Annotated in this window: 19 protein-coding genes; 12 read left to right on the top strand and 7 right to left on the bottom strand. The window is 67.4% G+C overall.

Annotated elements, in window-relative coordinates:
• Positions 1-13: 13 nt before the first annotated feature.
• Positions 14-967: a cytochrome c oxidase subunit II gene (gene coxB, locus IEQ11_RS02060; protein WP_046659773.1), complete on the bottom strand. Its 954-nt coding sequence runs from the start codon at positions 965-967 to the stop codon at positions 14-16.
• Between the two features lie 572 nt (positions 968-1,539).
• Between coxB and putA the strand changes: the two genes are divergently transcribed.
• Together putA and IEQ11_RS02050 are read left to right on the top strand one after the other, a co-directional pair.
• Positions 1,540-4,704, top strand: coding sequence for a bifunctional proline dehydrogenase/L-glutamate gamma-semialdehyde dehydrogenase PutA (gene putA / locus IEQ11_RS02055; protein WP_191823879.1), 3,165 nt, complete (start codon positions 1,540-1,542; stop codon positions 4,702-4,704).
• A 634-nt stretch (positions 4,705-5,338) separates the two neighbouring features.
• Positions 5,339-5,791: a DUF3574 domain-containing protein gene (locus tag IEQ11_RS02050; RefSeq protein WP_157753744.1), complete on the top strand. Its 453-nt coding sequence runs from the start codon at positions 5,339-5,341 to the stop codon at positions 5,789-5,791.
• Positions 5,792-5,904: 113 nt separating this feature from the next.
• Here IEQ11_RS02050 and IEQ11_RS02045 read toward each other — a convergent pair whose 3' ends face one another.
• A complete protein-coding gene (locus IEQ11_RS02045; protein ID WP_191823563.1) occupies positions 5,905-6,159 on the bottom strand; it encodes a DUF2164 domain-containing protein in 255 nt (84 codons plus the stop codon).
• 135 nt (positions 6,160-6,294) lie between these two features.
• Positions 6,295-7,017 carry an MOSC domain-containing protein gene (locus tag IEQ11_RS02040; RefSeq protein WP_191823564.1) on the bottom strand — a complete coding sequence of 241 codons (723 nt, stop codon included), beginning with the start codon at positions 7,015-7,017 and terminating at the stop codon, positions 6,295-6,297.
• A 393-nt stretch (positions 7,018-7,410) separates the two neighbouring features.
• Between IEQ11_RS02040 and IEQ11_RS02035 the strand changes: the two genes are divergently transcribed.
• The 7 genes from IEQ11_RS02035 to IEQ11_RS02005 all read left to right on the top strand — a co-directional run bounded on the left by IEQ11_RS02035 (position 7,411) and on the right by IEQ11_RS02005 (position 14,428).
• Complete coding sequence (locus IEQ11_RS02035) at positions 7,411-7,809, top strand: heavy metal-responsive transcriptional regulator (protein WP_036112518.1); 399 nt, start codon at positions 7,411-7,413, stop codon at positions 7,807-7,809.
• The gene (locus tag IEQ11_RS02030) at positions 7,806-8,066 is read left to right on the top strand and encodes a YHS domain-containing protein (RefSeq protein ID WP_191823565.1); all 261 of its coding nucleotides are present in this window, start codon (positions 7,806-7,808) and stop codon (positions 8,064-8,066) included. The genes IEQ11_RS02035 and IEQ11_RS02030 overlap by 4 nt, the downstream gene beginning before the upstream one ends.
• A gap of 217 nt (positions 8,067-8,283) precedes the next feature.
• A complete protein-coding gene (locus IEQ11_RS02025; RefSeq protein ID WP_228465014.1) occupies positions 8,284-9,303 on the top strand; it encodes an HOASN domain-containing protein in 1,020 nt (339 codons plus the stop codon).
• A gap of 35 nt (positions 9,304-9,338) precedes the next feature.
• On the top strand, positions 9,339-10,397 hold the full coding sequence (locus IEQ11_RS02020) for an HOASN domain-containing protein (protein WP_191823566.1): 1,059 nt from the start codon (positions 9,339-9,341) through the stop codon (positions 10,395-10,397).
• On the top strand, positions 10,382-11,752 hold the full coding sequence (gene purB, locus IEQ11_RS02015) for an adenylosuccinate lyase (RefSeq protein ID WP_191823567.1): 1,371 nt from the start codon (positions 10,382-10,384) through the stop codon (positions 11,750-11,752). Before IEQ11_RS02020 ends, purB begins: the two co-directional genes overlap by 16 nt.
• Positions 11,753-11,810: 58 nt before the next feature.
• Entirely contained in the window at positions 11,811-13,268 is a 1,458-nt protein-coding gene (locus IEQ11_RS02010; protein WP_191823568.1) for a class-II fumarase/aspartase family protein, read from the top strand.
• A 92-nt stretch (positions 13,269-13,360) separates the two neighbouring features.
• Positions 13,361-14,428: a class I SAM-dependent methyltransferase gene (locus tag IEQ11_RS02005; RefSeq protein ID WP_247024702.1), complete on the top strand. Its 1,068-nt coding sequence runs from the start codon at positions 13,361-13,363 to the stop codon at positions 14,426-14,428.
• 88 nt (positions 14,429-14,516) lie between these two features.
• On the opposite strand, the gene IEQ11_RS02000 is transcribed toward IEQ11_RS02005, so the two are convergent.
• Positions 14,517-15,884 (bottom strand): OmpP1/FadL family transporter, encoded by a 1,368-nt coding sequence (locus tag IEQ11_RS02000; RefSeq protein WP_191823570.1) that lies wholly within the window; start codon positions 15,882-15,884, stop codon positions 14,517-14,519.
• 265 nt (positions 15,885-16,149) lie between these two features.
• Here IEQ11_RS02000 and IEQ11_RS01995 point away from each other — a divergent pair, with 265 nt between their 5' ends.
• The 3 genes from IEQ11_RS01995 (at position 16,150) to IEQ11_RS01985 (ending at position 17,994) form a co-directional block, all read left to right on the top strand.
• Positions 16,150-16,845 carry a rhomboid family intramembrane serine protease gene (locus IEQ11_RS01995; RefSeq protein WP_036112535.1) on the top strand — a complete coding sequence of 232 codons (696 nt, stop codon included), beginning with the start codon at positions 16,150-16,152 and terminating at the stop codon, positions 16,843-16,845.
• Between the two features lie 148 nt (positions 16,846-16,993).
• Positions 16,994-17,311, top strand: coding sequence for a DUF1820 family protein (locus IEQ11_RS01990; protein ID WP_036112538.1), 318 nt, complete (start codon positions 16,994-16,996; stop codon positions 17,309-17,311).
• A 41-nt stretch (positions 17,312-17,352) separates the two neighbouring features.
• Complete coding sequence (locus IEQ11_RS01985; protein WP_191823571.1) at positions 17,353-17,994, top strand: hypothetical protein; 642 nt, start codon at positions 17,353-17,355, stop codon at positions 17,992-17,994.
• Between the two features lie 339 nt (positions 17,995-18,333).
• On the opposite strand, the gene IEQ11_RS01980 is transcribed toward IEQ11_RS01985, so the two are convergent.
• The 3 genes from IEQ11_RS01980 to gpmI all read right to left on the bottom strand — a co-directional run bounded on the left by IEQ11_RS01980 (position 18,334) and on the right by gpmI (position 23,049).
• A complete protein-coding gene (locus IEQ11_RS01980) occupies positions 18,334-19,860 on the bottom strand; it encodes a S41 family peptidase (RefSeq protein ID WP_191823572.1) in 1,527 nt (508 codons plus the stop codon).
• Between the two features lie 385 nt (positions 19,861-20,245).
• A complete protein-coding gene (locus IEQ11_RS01975; RefSeq protein ID WP_096411999.1) occupies positions 20,246-21,514 on the bottom strand; it encodes a murein hydrolase activator EnvC family protein in 1,269 nt (422 codons plus the stop codon).
• The gene (gene gpmI, locus IEQ11_RS01970; RefSeq protein WP_191823573.1) at positions 21,514-23,049 is read right to left on the bottom strand and encodes a 2,3-bisphosphoglycerate-independent phosphoglycerate mutase; all 1,536 of its coding nucleotides are present in this window, start codon (positions 23,047-23,049) and stop codon (positions 21,514-21,516) included. The genes IEQ11_RS01975 and gpmI overlap by 1 nt, the downstream gene beginning before the upstream one ends.
• Between the last annotated feature and the right edge of the window lie 134 nt (positions 23,050-23,183).

The following is a 23,183-nucleotide window of genomic DNA, read 5'->3' as shown; positions in this document are numbered from 1 at the left end:
AATGCTTGGACGATCAACCGGCGACCGCGGGAGCCGCGGTCGTGGTGTCGGAATTCGAAGCCGCGGCGGCCGGCGCGGCGGGCGCCGCTTCGGTCGGGGCGGCGGCAGGCGCGGCAGCCGGAGTCGCCGGCGCGGCGGCAGGAGCGGGCGCGTTCTTGGACTTCTGTTCGGCCAACCAGCGCTGGTACTCGACCTTGGACACCGCGCGCACGACGATCGGCATGAAGCCGTGGTCCTTGCCGCACAGCTCGGCGCACTGGCCGCGGTAGATGCCCGGTTCCTTGATGTCGGTCCAGGCCTCGTTGACGATGCCCGGGATCGCGTCCTGCTTCCAGCCCAGGGCCGGCACCCACCACGCGTGGATCACGTCGTCGGCGGTGATCACGAAGCGGATCTTGGTGTCGACCGGCAGCACCAGCACGTTGTCGACGTCGAGCAGGTAGTGCTCGTGATCGGCGGCGCTGACGTGCTTGCCGCTCTGGCGCAGCTGGTCGCTCTTGCGGTCCAGACGGCTGGTGAAGGACACGCCTTCGCCGAGGTAGTCGTACTTCCACATCCACTGGTAACCGGTGACCTTGACGGTCATGCCCGCGTCGCGGGTGTCGTACATCGCGATCAGCTTGCTGGTCGCCGGGAACGCCATCAGCACCAGCAGCACCACCGGCACCACGGTCCAGACGATCTCCAGCTTGGTGCTGTGGACGAAGTCCTTGTCGGGCACCGCGCCCTTGGACTTGCGGAACTTGAACATGGCCACGGCCATCGCGCCGAAGACCAGGATGCCGATCACCACGCAGATCCACAGCGCCAGCATGTGCGCGGAGTAGGCGTTCATCGACTGGGCGGTGACGCCCTTGCCCATGTTCAGCTGCCACGGCTTAGGGTCCGCAGCCTGGGCAAACGCGAGGACCGGCAGCGCCATCGAGGCGATGCCCGCTGCCCACTGCTTGAAACGACCGGCTTTCATCAGTTCGAGCCCCGAAAAATCAGTGTGATGTTCACGACGCGCTCCGCGGGCTGCCTTTCCCGGCACCGACCTGCGCCATGGAGCTGGGCAGGGGGCCGTCCGGTCTAAAGGTGGCTGGCGAGCCCTGATCAGGGCCCATCACGCCGGCATCGGCGCTACGGATAACCGAGAAATGGTAGCGGCCGACCCGTCCTGCGGCAACCCGGAACTGCGAACCTGGCGCGCGCGCCACCGCGGCCGCGCTACGCCGCGCGGGGCTTTGCGCGTGCTTCGGGGCGGTTATGGCCCGTCTACGATGTCCCGCGCAAACGTGATCCATGCAAGTTCCAGTGGGCCATAACGCGCCGATCGCGCCATCGGCGCCCGCCGCGCGGCGTGGCGACCTTGCCCAGCGTGTCCCTTCGGTCGTTCCGCGCGGCCCGACACCATGGACACGGCCCCGGCCCGGTCCGGGGCCGTCCGCGCCCGAGAGAAAGCTCTAAAATGTCGGACTTCCCACCCCCGTGCCGGGCCCGATGTCCACCAATGCTCCCTCCGCCGTCGCCAGCGACGGCCCGCCGCCGTCGAACCCGATGATCAGCCCCGAGCTGCCGCCGCCCACCACCGGACCGCGCGCCGCGCTGACCTCCGGCTGGGTCCGCGACGAAGCCGATCACGTCCGCCACCTGCTCGAGATCGCGCGCCTGCCCGATGCCGACCGCGACGCCGCCCAGGCCACCGCGGCCGATCTGGTCAAGCGCGTGCGCGCCCGCGCCCAGGACCAGGGCGCGATCGAAGCCTTCATGCGCCAGTACGACCTGGGCAGCGACGAAGGCGTGCTGCTGATGTGCGTGGCCGAAGCGCTGCTGCGCATTCCGGATCAGGAAACCGCCGACAAGCTGATCCGCGACAAGCTCGGCGACGCCGACTGGAAGCGCCATCTGGGTCAATCGGACTCGGTCCTGGTCAACGCCTCGACCTGGGGCCTGATGCTGACCGGCAAGCTGGTCGATCTGGCCGACGACACCAAGCGCGACGTGCACAACGCCTTCAAGCGTCTGGTCGGCCGGGTCGGCGAACCGGTGATCCGTCTGGCCGTGCGCCAGGCGATGCGGATCATGGGCCACCAGTTCGTCATGGGCCGCACCATCGGCGAAGCGCTGTCGCGCTCGAAAAAGGGCGACAACGCCAACTACCGCTATTCCTTCGACATGCTCGGCGAAGGCGCGCTGACCACCAAGGACGCGCTGCGTTATCTGCAGGCCTATCGCGACGCGATCCATGCGATCGGCAAGAGCGGCAATTACAAGAACGCCGACGTCTTCGCCACCCCGTCGATCTCGGTCAAGCTGTCGGCGCTGCACCCGCGCTACGAGCACGCCAAGCGCGAGCGCGTGTTCGCCGAACTGACCCCGCGCGTGCTGGAACTGGCGCAGCTGGCCAAGGGCTACGGCATCGGTTTCACCATCGACGCCGAGGAAGCCGACCGTCTGGAAATGTCGCTGGATGTGATCGCCGCGGCATACAGCGACAAGTCGCTCGACGGCTGGGAAGGCTACGGTCTGGCCATCCAGGCGTACCAAAAGCGCGCGCCCGAAGCGATCGACTTCATCGCCGATCTCGCGCGCAAGACCGGTCGGCGCATTCCGGTGCGTCTGGTCAAGGGCGCGTACTGGGACAGCGAGGTCAAGCGCGCCCAGGTCGACGGTCAGGCCGGCTATCCTGTGTTCACCCGCAAGCCGAACACCGACGTGTCGTATCTGGCCAATGCGCGGCGCATGCTCGAAGCCGGCGACGCGATCTATCCGATGTTCGCCACCCACAACGCGCAGACCATCGCCACCATCCACCAGCGCGCCAAGGCCATGGGCCGCGCGCAGCACTTCGAGTTCCAGAAGCTGCACGGCATGGGCGACGATCTGTACGCCGAAGTGATTCCGGCCGACCGCTTGAACGCGCCGTGCCGCGTGTACGCGCCGGTCGGTTCGCACGAAGACCTGCTGCCGTACCTGGTGCGTCGCCTGCTCGAGAACGGCGCCAACTCCAGCTTCGTCAACCGCATCACCGACGAGGCCATCGCGATCGACGACCTGATCCAGGATCCGGTCGAAACCGTCGCCGCGTTCGACAGCATTCCGCATCCGCGCATTCCTCTTCCCGCCGATTTGTATCGCAGCTTTGGCTTCGACAGGACCAATTCCATGGGCGTCAATCTCGCCAACGATCAGCAATTGCAGACCCTCGCCGCGCAAGTGAACGACGCCGCGGCCGCCGATTGGCGCGCCGCGCCGCTGGTGCCGGGCGCGAACATCACCGGCCCCGACATCGCCGTGACCAACCCGGCCGACCGTCGCGAAATCGTCGGTCAGTGGAAGGCCGCCGACAGCGCCACCGTCGAGCTGGCGCTGAAGAACGCCGTCGCCGCGCAGGAATCGTGGGACACGATGCCGGCCGCCAGCCGCGCGACGATCCTCGAACACGCCGCGACCTTGCTCGAACAGCGCATGCCGCAGTACATCGCGCTGTGCACCAAGGAAGCCGGCAAGACCATTCCCGACGGCGTCGCAGAAGTGCGCGAAGCGGTCGACTTCCTGCGTTACTACGGCGCCCAGGCGCGCAAGCTGTTCGCGCCCGAAGCCCTGCCCGGCCCGACCGGCGAATCCAACACCTTGCATCTGTCGGGCCGCGGCGTGTTCGTCTGCATCAGCCCGTGGAATTTCCCGCTGGCGATCTTCGCCGGCCAGATTTCCGCCGCGCTCGCCGCCGGCAACAGCGTGATCGCCAAGCCGGCCGAACAGACCAATCTGATCGGCTACTACGCGGTCAAGCTGCTGCACGAAGCCGGCGTGCCCGAAGCGGTGCTGCAGTTCCTGCCCGGCGACGGCGCCACCGTCGGCGCCGCGCTGACGAAGGATCCGCGCGTCGCTGGCGTGGCCTTCACCGGTTCCACCGACACCGCGCGCGCGATCAACCGTTCGCTGGCCGCGCGCGACGCCGCGATCGGCGTGCTGATCGCCGAGACCGGCGGCCAGAACGCGCTGATCGCCGATTCGTCCTCGCTGCCCGAGCAACTGGTCAAGGACGCGATCGGCTCGGCCTTCACCTCGGCCGGCCAGCGCTGCTCGGCCGCGCGCGTGCTGTTCGTGCAGGACGACATCGCCGACAAGGTCACCACCATGCTCGCCGGCGCGATGGCCGAGCTCAAGGTCGGCAACCCCGGCCTGCTGTCGACCGATGTCGGCCCGGTGATCGACGAAGACGCGCTGAAGATGCTGGTCGACCATGCCGCGCGCATGGACACCGAAGCGACCAAGATCGCCGAAGTGCCGGTCGACGCCGACAGCGCCCACGGCAGCTTCTTCGCGCCGCGCGCGTACGCGCTCAAGTCGCTCGATCAGCTGCACAAGGAAGTGTTCGGCCCGGTGCTGCACGTGATCCGCTGGAAGGCCGATCAGCTCGACGCGGTGATCGACGCGATCAACGCCACCGGTTACGGCCTGACCCTGGGCATCCACTCGCGCATCGACGAAACCATCGACCGCATCAGCGCGCGGGTGAAGGTCGGCAACTGCTACGTCAACCGTAACCAGATCGGCGCGGTGGTCGGCGTGCAGCCCTTCGGCGGCCAGAACCTGTCCGGAACCGGCCCCAAGGCCGGCGGCCCGCACTACCTGCCGCGCTTCACCACCGAAAAGACCATCACCGTCAACACCACCGCGGCCGGCGGCAACGCTTCGCTGCTGACCCTGGGCGATTGATCGCCGAGCGCGGCGGGGCGAGCAATTCGTCCCGCCGCGCAGCCTCGGCCGCTCCCTGCAGGAGCGGTGCGAGCCGCGACCGCGAAACCTCAATGACGTCGCACGCACGATGTCGCGGTTACACCCCAAGCCCACCATCATTTCACCGCGCGGCATCCTTCACTCCCTGTAGGAGCGGCGCGAGCCGCGACCGCGAAACCTCAATGACGTCGCACGCACGATGTCGCGGTTATCGCCCCAAGCTCCCATCACTTCACCGCGCGGCATCGTTCACTCCCTGTAGGAGCGGCGTGAGCCGCGACCGCGACACCTCAATGACGTCGCACGCACGATGTCGCGGTTACACCCCAAGCCCACCATCATTTCGCCGCGCGGCAACGTTCACTCCCTGTAGGAGCGGCGCAAGCCGCGACCGCGACACCGCGCTGACGTCGTAACCGAGGTGTCGCGGTCGCGGCTCGCGCCGCTCCTACAGTCGGGCTTCGTACGTTCGCGCGGGCGGGTGGTTTCGCCGACCGCTACGATCTATCCATCGCAACGATGTGACCCGACACCCGGCCTGCGACCGCCGTCGCAGATGCCGCCTCGGCCGCGCGCAGTACGCTTACGCCATCGCCCCTCCGAGACACGGACCATGTCGCGCAACCTGCTGCTGTCCTCCGCGGCGCTGTGCCTGCTCACCGCCTGCGCCACCCTCGCCCCGCTGCCGGTCAAGCCCGGCGATCCGAGCGCGTGCAGCGAACGCCGTCAGGACCGAGTGCTGTTCGGCATGAACAGCCCCGACGGCCCGGTCAGCGAAACGCAGTGGCAGGCGTTCCTCGCCGAGGTGGTGACGCCGCGTTTTCCCGCCGGGCTCACCGTGTATCAGGCCAAGGGCCAGTGGCGCGGCGACAGCGGCCAGGTCGAACAGGAAGATTCGCGCGCGATCGATCTGATCCACGCCGACACCGCCGAGGAGCGCAAGCGCGTGGTCGAGGTCGCCGACGAGTACAAGCGCCGCTTCAAGCAGGAAGCGGTGCTGATCGTGAGCACGCCGGCGCGGGCGTGCTTCGCGCAAGCGCGGGCCGGATCGCGGCACGCGAGTTGAGTCGCCGTATCGCTTGCGCGGCTCGGGCCGAATCGATTCGATGCCGGGCCGGCGAAGCCAATGCGCATCTTTCGATCGACACTCGCGCGTCACCGACCGATTCCGCAAACCCACTAACGCTTGAAATCGGTCCGCCGCTCCAACTGGAACAATTGATCGCCGATATCCTCCAGCCGCGCCGCGACCACCGTCTGCGCGTCGTACACCCCGCGGTTGTAGTAGTACCCGCCGATCTCCTCGGAAATGAAGTCGATCAGGAACTCCGCGTCGAACCGGCCGATCTGCTGCTTGAGTTCCTCGCTGAAGTAGCGCTGCAGCTTGGCCGCGATCAGGGTCTTTTCTTCGCTGGAGAATTTGATGTCGCTCATCGCTGGGTCCGAGTCCGGGAGGAGGGCAAGATGCGGAACGCGCCGCGATCGTGCCGGTCGCGCACAGTATGCGTCGAGCGTCGCATGAGCTGATTCAATCGCGGCATTGCGCGACGATGCACACGCGCGCGACGTTCAATCCGTCGCCGGCCCGTCGATACGCGGTCGCCAGTCCTCGACCGTGCCGCGCGCCAGCCGCGCCTCCACCAGCCTGCGCCACGACGGCACCAACGGCAGCGCCAGCGCGGCGCGCAGTTCGTCCAGTTCCAGGGTGCGCGTGTACAGCAGGGTCGCGATGCGTTGCAGCGTCCACTGCGGCCAAGGCCGTTCAAGCAGCGTGATCGCCTCGCCGGCGGCGATCTCGCCGGTCTGCAGCACCCGGTAATACCAGCCGGTGCGTCCGCTGGCCTGCATCTGTCGCGCCATGTCGGCCACGCCGAAGCGATCGTTGAGTTTCCAGCACGGCTGCCGGGCCTGGCTCACCTCCAGCAGCACGCCGCCGATGCGATAGCGATCGCCCAGGCAGACCTGCGCCTCGGTCAGCCCGTGACTGCTGAAGTTCTCTCCGAACGCGCCGGGCTCGCGCAACAGCGGATGCCCGCCGATCCGCTCGGTCCACCAGGCGTAATGATCGCGCGGGTAGTGATGCAAGGCCTTGTCGGGACCGCCATGCACGCGCGGGTCGCCCCGCTCGTCGCCGTCCAGACCCGATTCGCCGACATGCACGCGTCCCTCGAACGCGCGCTTGGCGATCGCGCTGACGCTGCCCGGCCGTGTGTAAGGCCGGGCGCGGCCGCGCAACAGCGCGTCGATAACGGTGTCGGACTGGATCAAAACGATGGCGCTCTGAGAGGTCATGATCGGCGCGTACCCACACAGGGGCTGCATCGCAACGATGGCTCGTGCGAGCCGGCGTGGCCTGCGCCGCCATTCTCGCACCTCCGCGGGGTCATGCCCCTCCAGACCAGACCGCCGCCATGCGAAACCCGGATAAAGCACTCGCCGCGTGGCGCGCGCCGTTTCACCCATGGCAATGGATGGACCGAACCGCGACCGCAATCACGGGCAGCGCCCGCTCAAACGCGGATGCAGTCGGACCGAACCGGCCCGCCCAGCGCATCGTCCGGATGCGCCGACTGTGAGAACTCGGTCAACGTTGCTGGAAGTTGGTCGCAAAAAGGCTTGACTCTGGACCATGGTCCAGACCGAACACTGTTCCAATACCCGCCACTGTGAACATGGAGGTGCGCAATGAAGATTGGGGAACTCGCGCAGCGCGCAGGGGTGGGTATCGACACGGTGCGCTATTACGAACGCCGGGGTTTGCTGCCCCTGCCGATGCGCCAATTGTCGGGTTATCGGCGTTTCGAGGCGAAGGACATCGCCCGGCTGCAGTTCGTGCGCAAGGCCAAGGCGCTCGGATTCACCCTGGAGGAAATCCGCGAACTGCTCGCTCTGTCCAGTCGGCGCGGCGGCGACATGGCGGGGGTCAAGGCGACCACGACCCAGAAGCTGGCCGACCTGGAATCCAAGATCGACGAACTCACACGCATACGTAACGGACTGCGGACGCTGCTCAATTCGTGCCCCGGGCACGGAGCGGTGGAGCGCTGCCCGATTCTCAACGCCCTGGGAGGGGACGAAACATGAGCGATAACCAAGCGTCGGATAAGCCATCCGACAACGTCGACGATGCCCCGCGCGATTGCTGTTCGGCCGCGCGAACCTGCGCCAGCACCGTCGCCACGACGGCCGCCGCCAGCATCGACCCGGTCTGCGGCATGCCGGTGGATCCGGCCACGACGCCGCATCGCCTCACGCAGGCCGGCGTCGAACATCACTTCTGTTCGGCGCATTGCCGGCAAGCGTTCGTCGATTCCAGCGCGCAGGCTTCGGCGGCGCGCTGACAGCGGGTTTCAGCGATGCAGGGGGAATAGCCCTGGCAAGCGCAGCGGCCGCGCATAACGACACCGTCCGCGCCGCCTGACAGGCCGCCGAACACGGCGCGGCCTCCGGGGTTCTTGATTACCGACAAACACCATGGTCGCGAGTCGATCGCGGCGCGCGTGCCTGCGCGCCGTTCATTCACAGCCAGCGGCCATTCGCCAGCAAACGGGGACACTCATGAACGAGACCAGCACGTTTCGCGATACCCAGCACGCAAACATTCCTTCGGGCCACGCCATGCCGGCGCCGGACCAGGCATCGATCCTGCTGGCCGAAGCGCTACAACCGGGCGCGGCCAGTTCGCGAACCGCGCTCGCGGCCGACGCCTTGCTCGCGCTCACCCAGAAAGGACTCGAGGGCGATGCGGCCGCATATGCGCAGTACCAGTCCATCCTGCTCGACCTGCACCTGCCCGGCGAGCCTCGCACCGAGCCGACCCGACGCTGGCTCGCGAGCCAGATCTACCAGGTCGAAGACCGGTTCGCGCCGGCGCTGCCGGACTTCCGCGTTCTGCCGGTGGATGAGTTCCGCGCCAAGGTCGATGCCGAGATCGCCTCGCGCACGCGGGTCAGGCATCCGATGTCGCTGCACCTGTTCCAGGGCGCGCCGCCGCTGCGCGACGTGCGCCTGTTCCTGCGGCATCACTGGAACCGCTCGTACAACTTCTACAGCCTGCTGGCCGAACTCGCGTTCCGGTTCGAGGCCATCCACGACGCCTCGGTGTTCTATCGCAACCTCTACGGCGAAGCCGGCGCCGAGACGCCCGAGCGCGCCCATCCCACCTTGCTGGCGCAGCTGATGGCGTATTTCGACATCCCGCTGCGCGTGGACTTCGCCGCGCTCGATCCGCTGGAAAAGGCCTACATCAACAATCGCATCCGCTGCGTTCGCCACACCGACGTGGCCTGGGGGCTGTCGCTGGTGTACGCGGTCGAATCGGTCAGCTGCGTCAATCACCTGCGGATCTACGAACTGCTGCAGCGCATGGGCGTTCCCGAAGGCCCCTGCGAATTCCATCGCCTGCACGGAACCCAGGACGAGATCGACACCGAGGAGATGTGGGAGCTGATCGCCAAGTTCGCCCACGACGAATCGTTCCAGCGCACGTTCATGCAATCGCTGACGCGTCACTTCGACATCAATCGGGCCTATTTCGACATGTTGTGGCGACAGATGCAGGGACAGCACATCCACTAAGCCCGATTCCTCACCGTGCCTGCAAAGGAGCGCGCATGTCGAACACCCGCAATCATTCCCTGCCACAGCTCGAAGCCCTTCAGACCAACCGCGCGCGCATTCTCGCCCGCGCGCTGGAACCGGGCGCCTCGTTCGCCCATCTGGAAACCGCGGCCAAGACCTTGTCCGAGCTCGCCGAAAGCGCGCTCAACGGCCATACCGACAGCCAGACCGAGTACCAGACGCTGCTGTACATCCTGTCGTTGAGCGACGACACCGCCACCGCGCTCGCGCGCCGCTGGCTGTGCAACTGGGCGTATCGGGTCGAGGAACGTTTCATTCCCGCCGCGGACGTGCCCACGGCCTTGTCGGAAGCCGAGTTCCTGGCGCGGATAGAACAGGAGGTGTCGTCGCGCTCGCGCGAGAAGCACCCCATGTCGCAGTACATCTTCGAAGGCTGCGCCTCGCCCGCGCAGCTGCGGGTGTTCCTGCGGCGGCAATGGTTCCGCACCTTCCGCCTGTACCGCGAAGCCGCGGACCTGCTGGTGAACCTGGTCGACGTGGACGACGCCGCGGCGCTCGGCCGCTACCTGCACGGAGAACTCGGCGAGGAGGACGAGGTCCGCTCGCATCCGCGACTGTTGGCCAAGCTGCTCGATGCCGTCGATCTGGAAGCCGACTTCCAAGCCGTCAGCACGATGCCCGAGGAAATCGCGTACTTGAACAACCGCGTGCGCAGCTTCCGCAATCCGGACGTGGGTTGGGGCCTGGCGGTGTTCTACATCACCGAAATCGTCGTCCCGGGCAATCACGAAAAGCTCTACAACGCGCTGCTCCAGGCCGGCCTCAGCGAAGACGCCGCCGAGTACTACAAGATCCACGTCAGCCTGGTGCCGCCGCGCGCCAAGCGCGAGTGGCAGCTGATCGCGCGGCGCATTCCCGATCCGGCGTTCCAGAAATCGTTCCTGACCTCGCTCGCGCAGCATTTCCGGGTCGAGCGTGCGTACTACGACGCGGTCTGGGCGGAAATGCAGGACGTGACGGGGCCGTCCTTCAGCCCGGCAGCCAAGCGGCCAGCCAACCAGGCGGATCAGCGATCATGCCGAGCCACGTGACCGAATCGCGCATTTACGGGGGCGTCTACTCCGATCCCGAGTTCGCGGCGATCTTCTGCGATGGCAATCAGGTGCAGAAGTGGCTCGACGTCGAACGCGCGCTCGCGCTGACCCAGGCGCAGATGGGCCTGATCCCGCATGAAGCGGCGCAGGAAATCGCGCGCCGTACTCATGTGGAGCTGTTCGATCTGGAGCGGCTGGGCCGGGAGAGCCGCGAAACCGGGCACATTCTGATTCCGACGATCTGGGCGCTGGCCGAACGCTGTCAGGACGGCTGGGGCGAATACGTTCACTACGGCGTGACCACCCAGGACATCCTCGACACCGGGCTGGTGCTGCAGATCGCCGAAGCGTGGGAGCTCGCGCTGGCGCGGCTGCGTTCGATCCAGGCTCACTTGCTCGCATTGGCGCGCAAGCACCGGCGCACGCCGATGGTCGCGCGCACTCACGGCCAGCACGCGCTGCCCACCACCTTCGGCTACAAGGTCGCGGTCTGGGTCGACGAGATCGACCGGCATCTGCAACGCTTCGACGAGGCGCGCGCGCGGGTGATGGTGGGCAACCTCACCGGCGCGGTCGGCACCATGGCCTCGTTCGGCGCGCAGGGATTCGAGATCCAGCGGCGCACCTTGGCCAGCCTCGGGCTCGGCGCTCCGCGCACCAGCTGGCATTCGGTGCGCGATCGGATCCTGGAAGTCGGCGGGCTGCTGGTCCAGTGCGCGGTCACGTTCGGGCGGATCGCCAACGAGATTTATCACCTGCAGCGAACCGAAGTCGACGAGGTCCGCGAAGGCAACGCGCCGGGCAAGATCGGCAGCAGCACCATGCCGCACAAGCAGAACCCGTCGACCGCGGATCTGATCAGCGCGCTGTCGCGCCTGATCCGGGCGCAGATGGTCGCGCTCACCGATGCCGCGTTCCACCTGCACGAACGCGACGGCACGGCCTGGCGGATCGAATGGGCCGCGTTGCCCGAACTGTTCGTCTACACCGGCGCGCTGCTCGCGCGCATGGACGAAATGTTGGCGACTGGCCTGGACGTACGCGAGCAGCGCATGCGCGACAACCTCGATCTGCTCGGCGGGTTGATTCTGTCCGAGCGGGTGATGCTCGCGCTGGGCGGTCGATTCGGCAAGCAGACCGCGCACGAACTGGTGCATGAAATATCCATGGAGGCTCGCCGGCAAGATGTTCCGTTCCGCGACGCCTTGCTCAAGGACGAGCGCCTGCGCGGCAGCTTCACGCCTCAGGCGCTCGAAGATCTGCTCGATCCGGTCACCTATGCGGGACTGGCCGTGGAGATGGTCGACCGGGTCGCATGCTACGCGACCGGCCAGCCGCGCGGCCGATCCTGAGCGGGCGACATCACCCGAAGAGTTTCCAGTCAGCCCATTCTTGGATGGAGGGTATGCGATGGAACCACAGACCTTGAACGTGACGCCGCATCCTGCGTTCGCCGCGCGCCGAAGCTGTTCGGTGAGCGAGCCGGCGCTGGTCGACGACTGCCGGCACGAACACAGCCACATTCTGGATTCGAAGGTGCATGGTGGCGGCTACGCCGGCGCCGCGAGCCGGGCGATCTTCTGCGGCCGATGTCGGCTGCAGCGCTGGCTCGACGTCGAATCGGTGCTGGCGATGGCGCAGGCGGAAGTCCATATGATCCCGCTGCAGGCCGCGCTGGAAATCCAGCGCAGCGCGAAATTGTCGGCGATGAATCTGGACCAGATCGCCGACGGCGTGAGCAAGACCGGGCACTCGCTGATGCCGCTGCTGCGCGCGTTGCAGGACAACTGCAGTCCGAGCGCGCGCGAGTACGTTCACTACGGCGCGACCACCCAGGACATCCAGGACACCGCGCAGTCGCTGGAGATGCGCGACGTGCTCGACAGCGTCGACGTCGCGCTCGATGCATTGATCGCGCAGCTCGCGGCGCTGGCGAATGCGCACCGCGGCTCGCTGATGGTCGCCCGGACCCATTCGATACCGGCCTTGCCCACCACCTTCGGTCTGAAAGTGGCCGGCTGGATCGACGAGTTGTTGCGTCATCGCGATCGCCTCGGCCAGGCGCGCCAGCGCGTGCTCGTGGTGCAGCTGTTCGGCGGGGTCGGCACGATGGCCGCGTTCGGCCCCGACGCCATGGCGCTGCTGAACGTGTTCGCGCGCCGGCTGTGTCTCGGCGTGCCGCACGCTGGCTGGCACGTGGCGCGCGACCGCGTCGCCGAATTCGTCAGCGCGCTGGCGATGATGACCGCGTCGCTGGCGCGGGTGGCCGACGAGATCCGCACCTTGAATCGCTGGGAGATCGCCGAGGTCGAAGTGGGCTGGTCGGACCAGCAGATCGGCAGCAGCACGATGCCGCACAAGCGCAATCCGGAAGGTTGCGAGCAGGTGGTGGTGATGGCCCGCCTGGCCAAGGCGCAGGTCGTGCTCGCGCTGGACGCGATGATCCTCGAGCACGAACGCGACTACCGCGGAACCCGTCTGGAGTGGTGCGCGGTCGCCGATGTCTCCCATTACGCGCTGACCGCGCTGGCCTTGCTCAGCGACACGATCGGCAAGCTCACCGTCAACGACGCGGCGATGGACCGCAACGCGCACGCCTACGGCGATGCGATCTGCATGGAAGCGTTCGTGTTCGAGATGGCGAAGACGCTCGGCAAAAGCAGCGCCTACGAAATCATCTTCGAACTCACCCAGGCCTGTCAGCGCGATCGGGTGTCGATCCGCGAGGCGGTCGAGTGCGATCCCAGGGTGCTCGCCGCCGTGGACGGGGGAAAGCTCGCGCGCCTGTTCGAACCCAGGACCCATCTTGGCATGGCCGAAACCATCGTCGACGACGTACTGACCCAGGTCGGCAACCGTCGTTTCTGAGGCATCCGATTCACCAGGCGCGAATTCATCAGCCGCGATCACCAGCGCCAATCACAAGCCGCCGCACCACTCATCGGGAGAAAGGAATGTCAGTGAGCATCGAAGCCGATCCGGCCAAGGTCCAGCAGTTTTCCGCGCGCATCATGGAGGATTACGGCAACACGCTGCGCGGCGCCATGCTTTATATCGGCGACCAATTGGGCCTGTTCAAGGCCCTGGCCCAGACCGGCGCGGTGACGCTGGAGGAACTGACCCGCCACACCGGACTCAACGCGCGTTATCTGCGCGAATGGCTCGGCAGCATGGCGACCGGCGACTACGTGACCTACGACCGCCACAGCAAGCGTTATCGCCTGCCCGACGAGTTCGTCCCGGTGCTGGCCGACGAGGACTCGCCCTACTTCGCCGGCGGCATCATCCAGCTGAGCGTGCCGTTCGTGTCGATGGCGCCGCGGATCATCGAGGCCTTCCGCCACGGCGGCGGCGCGCCGGAAGAGGCCTACCCGGTCGAAACCTGGCAAGGCATGGAGCGCATGACCATGCCCTGGTACAAGCACTTTCTCGTCCAGCACTGGATCCCGTCGCTGACCGGAGTCAAGGAAAAGCTCGAAGCCGGCGGCAGCGTGCTCGATTTCGGATGCGGCAGCGGTCTGGCCGCGATCACCATGGCCCAGGCGTTTCCGAAGGCCACCGTCCTGGGCTGCGACTTCCACCTTCCCTCGATCGAACGCGCGCGCGCCAACGCGCATGCCGCGGGGCTCGGCGATCGGGTGCGCTTCGAGGTCGCCGATTCCGATGCGCTGCTGGGCAAGAAGTTCGATTTCGTGACCACCTTCGTGGTGATCCACGACGCCGCCGATCCGCAGCAGATGATGACGGACCTGCGCAGCTCGACCGCCGAGGACGGCACCTACCTCATGGTCGAGCTCAACCTGTCCGAGGAACTGCACGAGAACATGAATCTGTTCGGCCGGGTGATGTATCCGCAGAGCACGCTGTACTGCATGACCTGTTCGCTGTCGCACGGTGGCGCCGGGCTCGGCGCGTTCATGGGCGAGACCCGCGCCCGCGACATGGCCGCGAAAGCCGGCTTCAGCCGCGTGCGCAAGGTGCCTTCCGATCGGCCGCCGCTGCCGGCCTTGTTCGAACTGCGGCCCTGAGTCGAAGCGACGGCCATCGCCCGGCCGGTCGCGGACAAAGAAAAACCCCGCCGAGGCGGGGTTTTTCGTCAAGCGATAAAGCGTTGGATCAGAACTTGTACTGAGCGGCGATGCCGAACAGATCGGCGTGGCCCTTGAACTTGCCGACCAAGTGCGCGCCGGTGCTGTTCCGGACATCGATGCTGGGGCTGTCGATCTCGATGCGGGTGTAGGCGGCGTCGACGCTGAGATGCTCGCTGGCGTTCCAGGTCAGGCCCACCGAGTACAGCATGCGGTCGTTGTCGGGCAGACGCGGGGTGCGCGTGCGGTCGTTGGTCGGGGTTTCGTCGTAAGCCGCGCCGGCACGCAGGGTGAAGGCATCGTTGAGGTCGAACTCGGCGCCGAGCGCGTACATCATCGTGTCTTCCCATTCGAAGTCTTCGAACGAGACCTGGCTGTTGAGCGCGTTGTGGCGACGGATGTCGACTTCGCGCAGCGAATGCCAATCGGTCGCCTGGACGTCGGCCATCATGCGGAAGTTGTCGGTGAACGCGTAGGAAACGCTCAGCGTGTCCACGCTCGGCGTGGTCAGCTTGGCGCCGCCCGGACCGTCGGCGATGCGCGCGGCCAGGACCGGATTGCCGGCCGCGGCGCCAGCGACAGCGGCCGGAACGGTGAAGTCGACCGTGCCGGAGATGTCGTGGTCGATCTCGGAGCGGTGCGAGTAGCCGATCGACAGCTTGTCGGTCGGCTTGAACTGGAAGCCGACCAGCCAGCCCAGGCCGTTGTCGTCGCCGGTCACGTCGACGAGGCCGTCGTTGCGCTGCGGACCGAACGGCGAAGCCGGCGAACGGCAAGCCGGGTTGCCGGCGCAGATCAGCGAGCCCAGATCGGCGGCGCTGGTCAGGGTGACTTCGGCGCGCTCATAAACGACGCCGAAACCGACCGAGAAGCGATCGGTCAGAGCCACCGCGGCCGACAGGGTCAGGTCGATGGTTTTGACGTCGGATTCGACCGCGTGGTAACGGCCGACCCAGTCGCGGTCGTATTCGGTCTTCAGGCCGAACGGCGCGCTGACGCTGGCGCCGAGGGTGACCTTGTCGAACGCGCCCGACAGCGGCACGACGATGGCCAGCGCCGGTACGGGCTGCGCGTCGCCGGGGTCGCCGCCGTTGCCGCCGGTGAGCGGGGTGCCCGCCGCCGAGGTGCCGCCGCCGCGGAACTTCGCGGTCAGGTCGATCACGGTGACGTCGGTGCGGACGGTGGTGCTGTCCAGGTTGACCATCGCCGCCGGGTTGTTCGACACGACCGACGCGTCGTCCTTGGCAACGGCGCTGCCGGCGAAGGCACGGCCCTGGTTCTTGACGCTGTTCTCGCGAATCTGGAAACCGGAAGCGCCGGCCGAACCGAAGCTGATGACGCCAGCGATGCCGAGCGCGATCGCGGTCAGGCGGGTGTAACGGTGTGAGGGTTGCATGCGTGTAGTCTCCGTTGGAGTATTTTTAGTCTTTCTCGGCCGTGTGCGCGGACCCGCGGTCGCGGGCTCCATGCCGCCGGAAACCCCTCCCGACGTACGACGCCGTATGCACTATAGCGCGGCTATTAACCGAACGCTAACAATACGCCCAAGACCGCAAAGCTGTCCGTACCGATGTCGCAAAGCCAAGCCACGCAACCACTTACCTATCTTTCGTGCCTTAATGGGGTAACTGTCGGCATCCCCGGCCGGCGGAGCTGAACGCGTGTTCGTCACCATTCCCACACGCGAGCGTACCCGGCTGCGCTGGGCCACTCCGCTGCTGTTCGCCTTGCTCTGGCTGTGCTTCATCGTCTCGGCGGTGGTCCTGCCGGACCCGGAGCAGCGCCGGCTGATGCTCGAGTGGGGCGCGTTGTCGGGCGGCCTGTCCAGCCCGCTGGCCTGGTGGGACGCGGTGCGCGACGGCAGCCTGCTGCGCCTGTTCAGCGCACTGTTTCTGCACGCCGACTGGGCCCATCTGCTCGGCAACCTGGTGTTCCTGCTGATTTTCGGCCTGCCGGCCGAGCGCGCGATGGGGCCGTGGCGGCTGCTGGCGCTGTTCCTGTTCGGCGGCGCGGTCGCCAACCTGGCCGCGGTGATCGCGATCGGCACCCCGGACCGCTTGATCATCGGCGCCAGCGGCGCGGTCTCGGCGCTGATCGGCGCGTACCTGGCGCTGTTCCCGAGCGCCAAGCTCGGCGTGGTGGTGCCGCTGGGCCTGTTCCTGCAGTTCGTCAAAGTGCCCGCGCCGCTGCTGATCGGCGTGTGGGCGGCGTTGCAGGTGGTGTTCACCTTCATCGGCCCGGCCTTCGGCGCGGTGGCGTGGTCGGCGCATCTGGCCGGCTTCGCGTTCGGCGGCGCGTTCGCGCTGATCGCCCGCGCCGGCATCGCCCGGCGGTTGCGGCGCAAGCGCGGGTATTGAGAGCCGGGAATCGGGAATGGGGAGTCGGGAATGGTAAAAGCCGCCCGACGCTCTTGAGTTGACCCCGCAAGCCCCAACGCTGTTTTCAGATCGCGACATTGCCGCTTTCACGATTCCCGACTCCCCATTCCCGATTCCCGCCCCGCCAATGCCCACCCTCTACAAAGTCACCTTCCTCAACGCCGGCAAGATCTACGAGCTGTACGCGCGCAAGATCGGTTCGGGGTCGCTGTGGGGGTTCACCGAGGTCAGCGACCTGGTGTTCGACGTGCATGAAGGCCTGGTCGTCGATCCGACCGAGGAACGCCTGCGCGACGAGTTCGGCAATACCAAAGTGTTGCACCTGCCGATGCAGAGCATCGTGCGGATCGAGGAAGTCGAGCGCAAAGGCCAGTCGGCGATCCGCGACGCGGCCACCGGCGAGAAAGTCGTCACCCCGTTTCCGTTTCCGGCCAAGCCGCGCTGATTGACTAGACTGAGGGCCGGCGAAACGCGGAGCAGCACGCGATGACCGGTACTCCCACCGATACGATCGAACTCAAGGACCGGCGCTTCGCGGTCGAGCGCGCGCGGGTGGAGGGCCGGCTGTACGACGATGCGAGCGGCGAGATCTGCTGGTCGATCGAGGTGCGCGGCATGGCGATGCGCTTCGGCGATGGCGAATTCAGCCAGGACCTGAGCCCGCACTTCTACGACGAAGCGATGCCGCTGCGCATCGACGACTGGCGCAAGCTCGAACACAGCGGTTACGCGTTCGATCTGGAAAGCGACGACGACGAAGGCAACAGCCTGCCGACCTTGTACCTGTGCTCGCACCTGTCGCTGCCGCGCTCGCAACTGCGCCTGGGCGCGCGCCGCGGCCACCGTTTCGCGTTGGATTGGCACGGCCTGGCCGAGGCGAACTGGGACGAGGCATTCGGCCGCGAGCTGCCGTTCCGGATCGCGCTGGAGATCGAGTTCGCGCAGCAGGAGGTGCGGTTCTGGCATCGGCACGACGACGAAGACTTCGAAGCCGCCGCGCGCGCGGTGATGGCGCGCCGCGGCTTGTCCGGCGAGCACCTGAGTTATCGCGATCATCGGCGTTTTCGCGACGATCCCGACGACGAGCATTACCGGCTGATCCGCGCGTTCTTTGCGCCGATCGACTGAAGCGCGCCGCGCGGTTCGGCCTGAAGACACCCATCTCCATTGCGAGAGCGGCTTCAGCGTCGATGCGTTCGGCTCACCGACACGATTTCGGCGGACCGATCGAAAGGCGTCGGCGCTGAAGCCCCGCACGCAAACGTCTCGCGACCTCGCATCGGCCGATCCGTCCGACGCGATCAACGCGGTCAACGCAATTGACGCGATCGAAGCGATCGAAGCGATCGAAGCGATCGAAGCGACATCATCGATCATGCGGCGCTCCGCACCAGACCATAAAAGCGAACACCCGGCCTGGGCCGGGTGTTCGTTTGCCGACTGCAATGGAAAAAGTCAGCGCATCGATCAGCGCTTGCTCGCGCCCGGCGTCGCCGCCTTGCTGACCGCCGTCGGCGTTTTCGCGCCCGCGGGTTTCTTCAGTTCGGCCAGGGCCGAGGCGATCGGCGCGTCGCCTTCGAGCACTTCGCCGGCGTTGGTGCCGGGCGTGTCCTCTTCGTCGCCGTGCAGATGCCCGGGCAGGGTCGCTTCGGTGTAGCTCGGGCGGCCGTCGGCATCGGACGCCTTCGGCGCGCGCAGCACCACGTCGGGCACGATGCCCAGCGCCTGGATCGATTTGCCGCTGGGCGTGTAGTAACGCGCGGTGGTGAGCTTGACCGAATCGCCGTTGTCGAGCGGCAGCACGGTCTGCACCGAGCCCTTGCCGAAGGTGCGGCTGCCGACCACGCGCGCGCGGCCGTTGTCGCGCAAGGCGCCGGCCAGCACTTCCGAGGCGCTGGCCGAACCGGCGTCGACCAGGACCACCAGCGGCGCGCCGTCGAGGCGATCGCCCGGGGTCGCGCTGAACTCGGCGTCGCTGATCGCGATGCGGCCGCGGGTGCTGACGATCTTGCCGCTGTCGAGCAGGTCGTCGGCGATCTGCACCGCCGAGGTCAGCAGACCGCCGGGATTGCTGCGCAGGTCCATGACCAGGCCGCGCAGCTTGCCGCCGGACTGGGTCTTCAACTTTTCCAGTTGGGTTTCGAAATCCGCGGCGGTGTCGGCCTGGAACGCGCTGATGCGCAGATAGGCGTAGCCCGGTTCGAGCAGGCGGCTCTTGACGCTGGTGACGCGGATGGTTTCGCGCGCGACGGTCAGGTCGAAGGGTTTGTCGCGGCCTTCGCGCACGATGGTCAACACCACCTTGCTGCCGGGCGCGCCGCGCAGCGTGCTGGAACTGTCGCCTTCGTCGACCTTGAACGGCTTGCCGTCGATGGCGATGATCAGGTCGCCGGCCTTGATCCCGGCGCGCGTCGCCGGCGTGTCGTCGATCGGCGAGATGACTTTCAAGGTGCCGTCGGGCTGGCGCTGCAGTTCCACGCCGATGCCGTCGTAGTTGCCGCGCGATTGTTCGTCGAAGTCTTCGGCCGCGACCTTGTCCAGATACACGCTATGCGGATCGAGATCGAGCAACAGGCCGCGGATCGCCGCGTGCATGAGCTTGGCGTCGTCGACCGGTTCCACATACGCCTGCTTGACCGCGTTGTAGACCGCGACGTAGCGGCGGATTTCCTCGATCGGCACCTTGGAGTCGACGCCGTCGCCGTCCTTGCCGGGCTTGGCCTTGGCGGCCGGCGCGCGCGCGGGCGGCACCGGCTGGGGCGGGCTGTCGGTGTCGTCGGTCGGGCCGGTATCGGCCGGCTTGGGGGCGGGCTTGGTGTCGGCCGGTTTGGTCTCGGCTGGCGGGGTGGCCGGCGCCGTCGACGGTGCGGACTGGGGCGCGCTCTGGGGCGCGGCCGGCGGCGTGGTCGGCGCCTGCTGCGCGAACGCCAGCGGAGCGGCGCCCAGCGCCAGGGCGAGCGGTAGCAGACTACGCAGGGGGTGACGCAGGGACATGCACGGCGCTCCGGAACGGGTACGAATCAGGTAGCGATAGGACCGCGCGAGGCGATCCGGGTTCGATCGATTATCTGCGCACGTTAAGCCGCGTGCTTGCAAGCTTTTGTTAAATCGTCGGCGGGTCGCGGTTTTTGACTTGTTCGCGCGCCTCGACGGTTGCGTGGAACCGGCTTCGGCCCCGACGCGTTGGGTTCAAGCAAGCCCGCTGTCAGGCGACCGGAGCGGACAGCGTCGGGACTGACGCGCCGCCACGAAGAACGCCAGCAACGCTCGGACCGGCGCTTGGCATCGACCCGGCGCGCTTCAATCCAGCTCGCTTCGACCTAACTCCGCGTCGATCCGGCCCGTTTCGCCCCGGCCATTACCTGCGCGGCGTCACCGTTCAACGCCGCAGCCAGGTATTCGGATTGACCGGCTGGCCGCCGCGGCGCAGTTCGAAATACAGCGCCGGCCGGCCGTGGCCGCCGGAACTGCCGACCGTGGCGACCGCGTCGCCTTTCTTGACCGTCGCGCCGGCGTCCTTGAGCAGGGCGTCGTTGTTCGCGTACAGGCTCATGTAGCCGTTGCCGTGATCGACGATCAGCAACAGGCCGTAACCGGTCATCCATTCCGAATAGACCACGGTGCCGTCGGCGACCGCCTTGACCGTGGCGCCGGCCGGCGCGCCGATCAGCAGGCCTTCGCTGCTGCGGCCGTCGGGCATGGTGCCGCCGAAGCCGGCCAGCAAGGCGCCCGACACCGGCCAGCCCAGGCCGCCGACCTGCGGCGCGGGCGCGCTGGCGACCTGCACCGGCGGTTTGCGCACCGGCGCGGGCTTGCCTTGCGCCTTGGCCGCCGCGGCGGCGGCGCGCGCCTCGCGGGCCTCGCGTTCGGCCTTGGCCTTGGCGGCGGCGCGACGCTGCGCTTCGGCGCGCGCGGCGGCCGCGCGCAACTTGGCCAGCAACTGCTCCAGGCCCTTCGCATCGCGGCCGAGTTCGCGTTCGCGGGTGCTGCGGTCTTCGTATTTTTCGTTGATCTGGGCGACCAGCGCGGCGCGGGTCTTGCGGTCTTTTTCGAGCTGGCCGAGCTGGTTGCGCTGCTGCTTGCGGGTGCTGTCGAGGCTGGCGCGGCGCTCGACGATCTGACGCTCGAGCGCATCGAGTTCGCGCAGCTGCGCGCTCAGTTCGGCGATACGGCGCGCGCGGTCGCGCTGCACATAACCGTGATAGGTCAGGATGCGGCTGCTGTCGGCGACCTTGTCCTGCGACAGCAGCAGTTTCAGCGGCGCATCGTTGCCTTGCGCGTACGCGGCGCGCACCAGCCGGGACAACTCGTCGCGCTTGGAGCCCAGGCTCGCGTTGAGCGCGTCGCGCTTGCCCTGCAGATCCTTCAGCGCGGCCTGTTCGCGCGCGAGCCGGGTTTCGGTGTCGCGCAGGGCCCGGTTGGAATGGCCGACCTGTTCGTCGGCCTGACGCAATTGCTGCGAGGCGTCGCCGCGCTGGCCTTCCAGCTTGCGCCGTTCGGCCGCGACCGACTTGAGTTCGGTCTTGATCTTCTCGAGCTTGCGCTCGGCGTCGCGGCTGTTGCTCTGCGCGGCCGCGTGGGCGCCCAGGCTCATCGCCAGCGAGCACGCCGCCACGCTGGCCAGCCACCACCCGCGCGCGCTCGCCATCAGCGCGCCAGCAGGCTCGTGCCGGTCATCTCGACCGGCTGGGCGAGGCCGAGCAGGTCGAGAATGGTCGGCGCGACATCGCGCAAGGCGCCGCCGCTGCGCAGGGTGGCCTTGCGCGGGCCGAGATAGACCAGCGGCACCGGACCGACGGTGTGCGCGGTATGCGGCTGGCCGGTGCTCGGGTCGCGCATCATTTCCAGGTTGCCGTGATCGGCGGTGATCAGCAGCGCGCCGCCGACCTCCTGCACCGCGGCGGCGATCGCGCCGATCGCCTTGTCGACCGCCTGCGCGGCGAGGATCGCGGCCTGCAGGTCGCCGGTGTGGCCGACCATGTCGGGGTTGGCGATGTTGCAGATCGCAACGTCGATCGTGCCCGAGTGAATCGCTTCGACCAGCTTGGCGGTGACTTCCGGGCAGCTCATCTCCGGCTGCAGGTCGTAGGTCGCGACCTTCGGGCTCGGCACCAGGATGCGACTTTCGCCCTGATACGGATCTTCGCGCCCGCCGCTGAAGAAGAAGGTGACGTGCGCGTATTTCTCGGTCTCGGCGATGCGCAGTTGGGTCAGGTCGTTGGCGGCCAGCAATTCGCCCAGGGTGTTGTGCAGATCGTCGGGGCCGAACGCGACCGGCGCCGGCAGGCGCGCGTCGTATTCGGTCAGGCAGACGAAACGCGACAGCTTCGGCCGGCGCGCTGCGTAGCCGTCGAAGTTCGGATCGACGAAAGCCGCGCTCAGCTGGCGCGCGCGGTCGGCGCGGAAATTCATGAACACCACCGCGTCGCCGTCGGCCATCGCGGTGGCGCCGTCGATCACGGTCGGGGCGACGAATTCGTCGGTTTCGCCGCGCGCATACGCCGCTTCGAGCCCGGCCAGCGCGGTTGGCGCGTGCTCGGGGCTGTCGGCTTCGACCATCGCGTTCCAGGCGCGCAACTGGCGATCCCAGCGCTTGTCGCGGTCCATCGCGTAGTAGCGGCCGCTGATCGAGGCGATATGCGCGTTGCCGAGACGGTCGCACACCTCTTGCAGGCGCTGCAGGCTCGGCGCGGCCGACTTGGGCGGCATGTCGCGGCCGTCCAGGAACGCATGCACCGCGACCCGCGCCACGCCTTCGCGCTGGGCGAGTTCGAGCATCGCGAAGATGTGCTTCTCATGGCTGTGGACGCCGCCGGGCGAGAGCAGGCCCATGACGTGCAAGGTGCCGTTCGACGACTTCGCCGTCGCGCAGGCCGCGCGCAGTTCCTCGTTGGCGTAGAAGCTGCCGTCCTCGATCGCCGCATCGACCCGGGTCAGGTCCTGGTAGACGATGCGGCCGGCGCCGAGGTTCATGTGGCCGACCTCGGAATTGCCCATCTGCCCGTCCGGCAGGCCGACATGGCGGCCTTCGGTGTGGATCAGGGTGTGGGCCTGCGAGGCCAGCAGCGCATGCCAGTTCGGCAAGGTGGCCTGGGCCAGGGCGTTGTCGGCGGGGTCGTCGCGATGGCCCCAACCGTCGAGGATCAACAGCACTACGGGCTTGGGTCGGGCATTCGCTGACACGTGGGGGATTCCTATGACCAGGGGCAGGGGCCGCCGCAGGCGGATTCTGCGATTGTAGCGAAGCGGACGATGAAGCCCCGGGGAACGCGGCGACGGGTTCGAAGCTGCCTCCGCAAGTGCTTGATAGTGCTTGG

This window comes from Lysobacter capsici (assembly GCF_014779555.2).
Classification (GTDB): domain Bacteria; phylum Pseudomonadota; class Gammaproteobacteria; order Xanthomonadales; family Xanthomonadaceae; genus Lysobacter; species Lysobacter capsici.
This window is presented reverse-complemented; position numbering and strand designations above follow the sequence as displayed.

Excerpts from the sequence above, each read along its gene's own strand:
- coxB (WP_046659773.1), bottom strand. The coding sequence starts at position 967 with ATGAAAGCCGGTCGTTTCAAGCAGTGGGCAGCGGGCATCGCCTCGATG.
- putA (WP_191823879.1), top strand. The coding sequence starts at position 1,540 with ATGATCAGCCCCGAGCTGCCGCCGCCCACCACCGGACCGCGCGCCGCG.
- IEQ11_RS02050 (WP_157753744.1), top strand. The coding sequence starts at position 5,339 with ATGTCGCGCAACCTGCTGCTGTCCTCCGCGGCGCTGTGCCTGCTCACC.
- IEQ11_RS02045 (WP_191823563.1), bottom strand. The coding sequence starts at position 6,159 with ATGAGCGACATCAAATTCTCCAGCGAAGAAAAGACCCTGATCGCGGCC.
- IEQ11_RS02040 (WP_191823564.1), bottom strand. The coding sequence starts at position 7,017 with ATGACCTCTCAGAGCGCCATCGTTTTGATCCAGTCCGACACCGTTATC.
- IEQ11_RS02035 (WP_036112518.1), top strand. The coding sequence starts at position 7,411 with ATGAAGATTGGGGAACTCGCGCAGCGCGCAGGGGTGGGTATCGACACG.
- IEQ11_RS02030 (WP_191823565.1), top strand. The coding sequence starts at position 7,806 with ATGAGCGATAACCAAGCGTCGGATAAGCCATCCGACAACGTCGACGAT.
- IEQ11_RS02025 (WP_228465014.1), top strand. The coding sequence starts at position 8,284 with ATGAACGAGACCAGCACGTTTCGCGATACCCAGCACGCAAACATTCCT.
- IEQ11_RS02020 (WP_191823566.1), top strand. The coding sequence starts at position 9,339 with ATGTCGAACACCCGCAATCATTCCCTGCCACAGCTCGAAGCCCTTCAG.
- purB (WP_191823567.1), top strand. The coding sequence starts at position 10,382 with ATGCCGAGCCACGTGACCGAATCGCGCATTTACGGGGGCGTCTACTCC.
- IEQ11_RS02010 (WP_191823568.1), top strand. The coding sequence starts at position 11,811 with ATGGAACCACAGACCTTGAACGTGACGCCGCATCCTGCGTTCGCCGCG.
- IEQ11_RS02000 (WP_191823570.1), bottom strand. The coding sequence starts at position 15,884 with ATGCAACCCTCACACCGTTACACCCGCCTGACCGCGATCGCGCTCGGC.
- IEQ11_RS01990 (WP_036112538.1), top strand. The coding sequence starts at position 16,994 with ATGCCCACCCTCTACAAAGTCACCTTCCTCAACGCCGGCAAGATCTAC.
- IEQ11_RS01985 (WP_191823571.1), top strand. The coding sequence starts at position 17,353 with ATGACCGGTACTCCCACCGATACGATCGAACTCAAGGACCGGCGCTTC.
- IEQ11_RS01980 (WP_191823572.1), bottom strand. The coding sequence starts at position 19,860 with ATGTCCCTGCGTCACCCCCTGCGTAGTCTGCTACCGCTCGCCCTGGCG.
- IEQ11_RS01975 (WP_096411999.1), bottom strand. The coding sequence starts at position 21,514 with ATGGCGAGCGCGCGCGGGTGGTGGCTGGCCAGCGTGGCGGCGTGCTCG.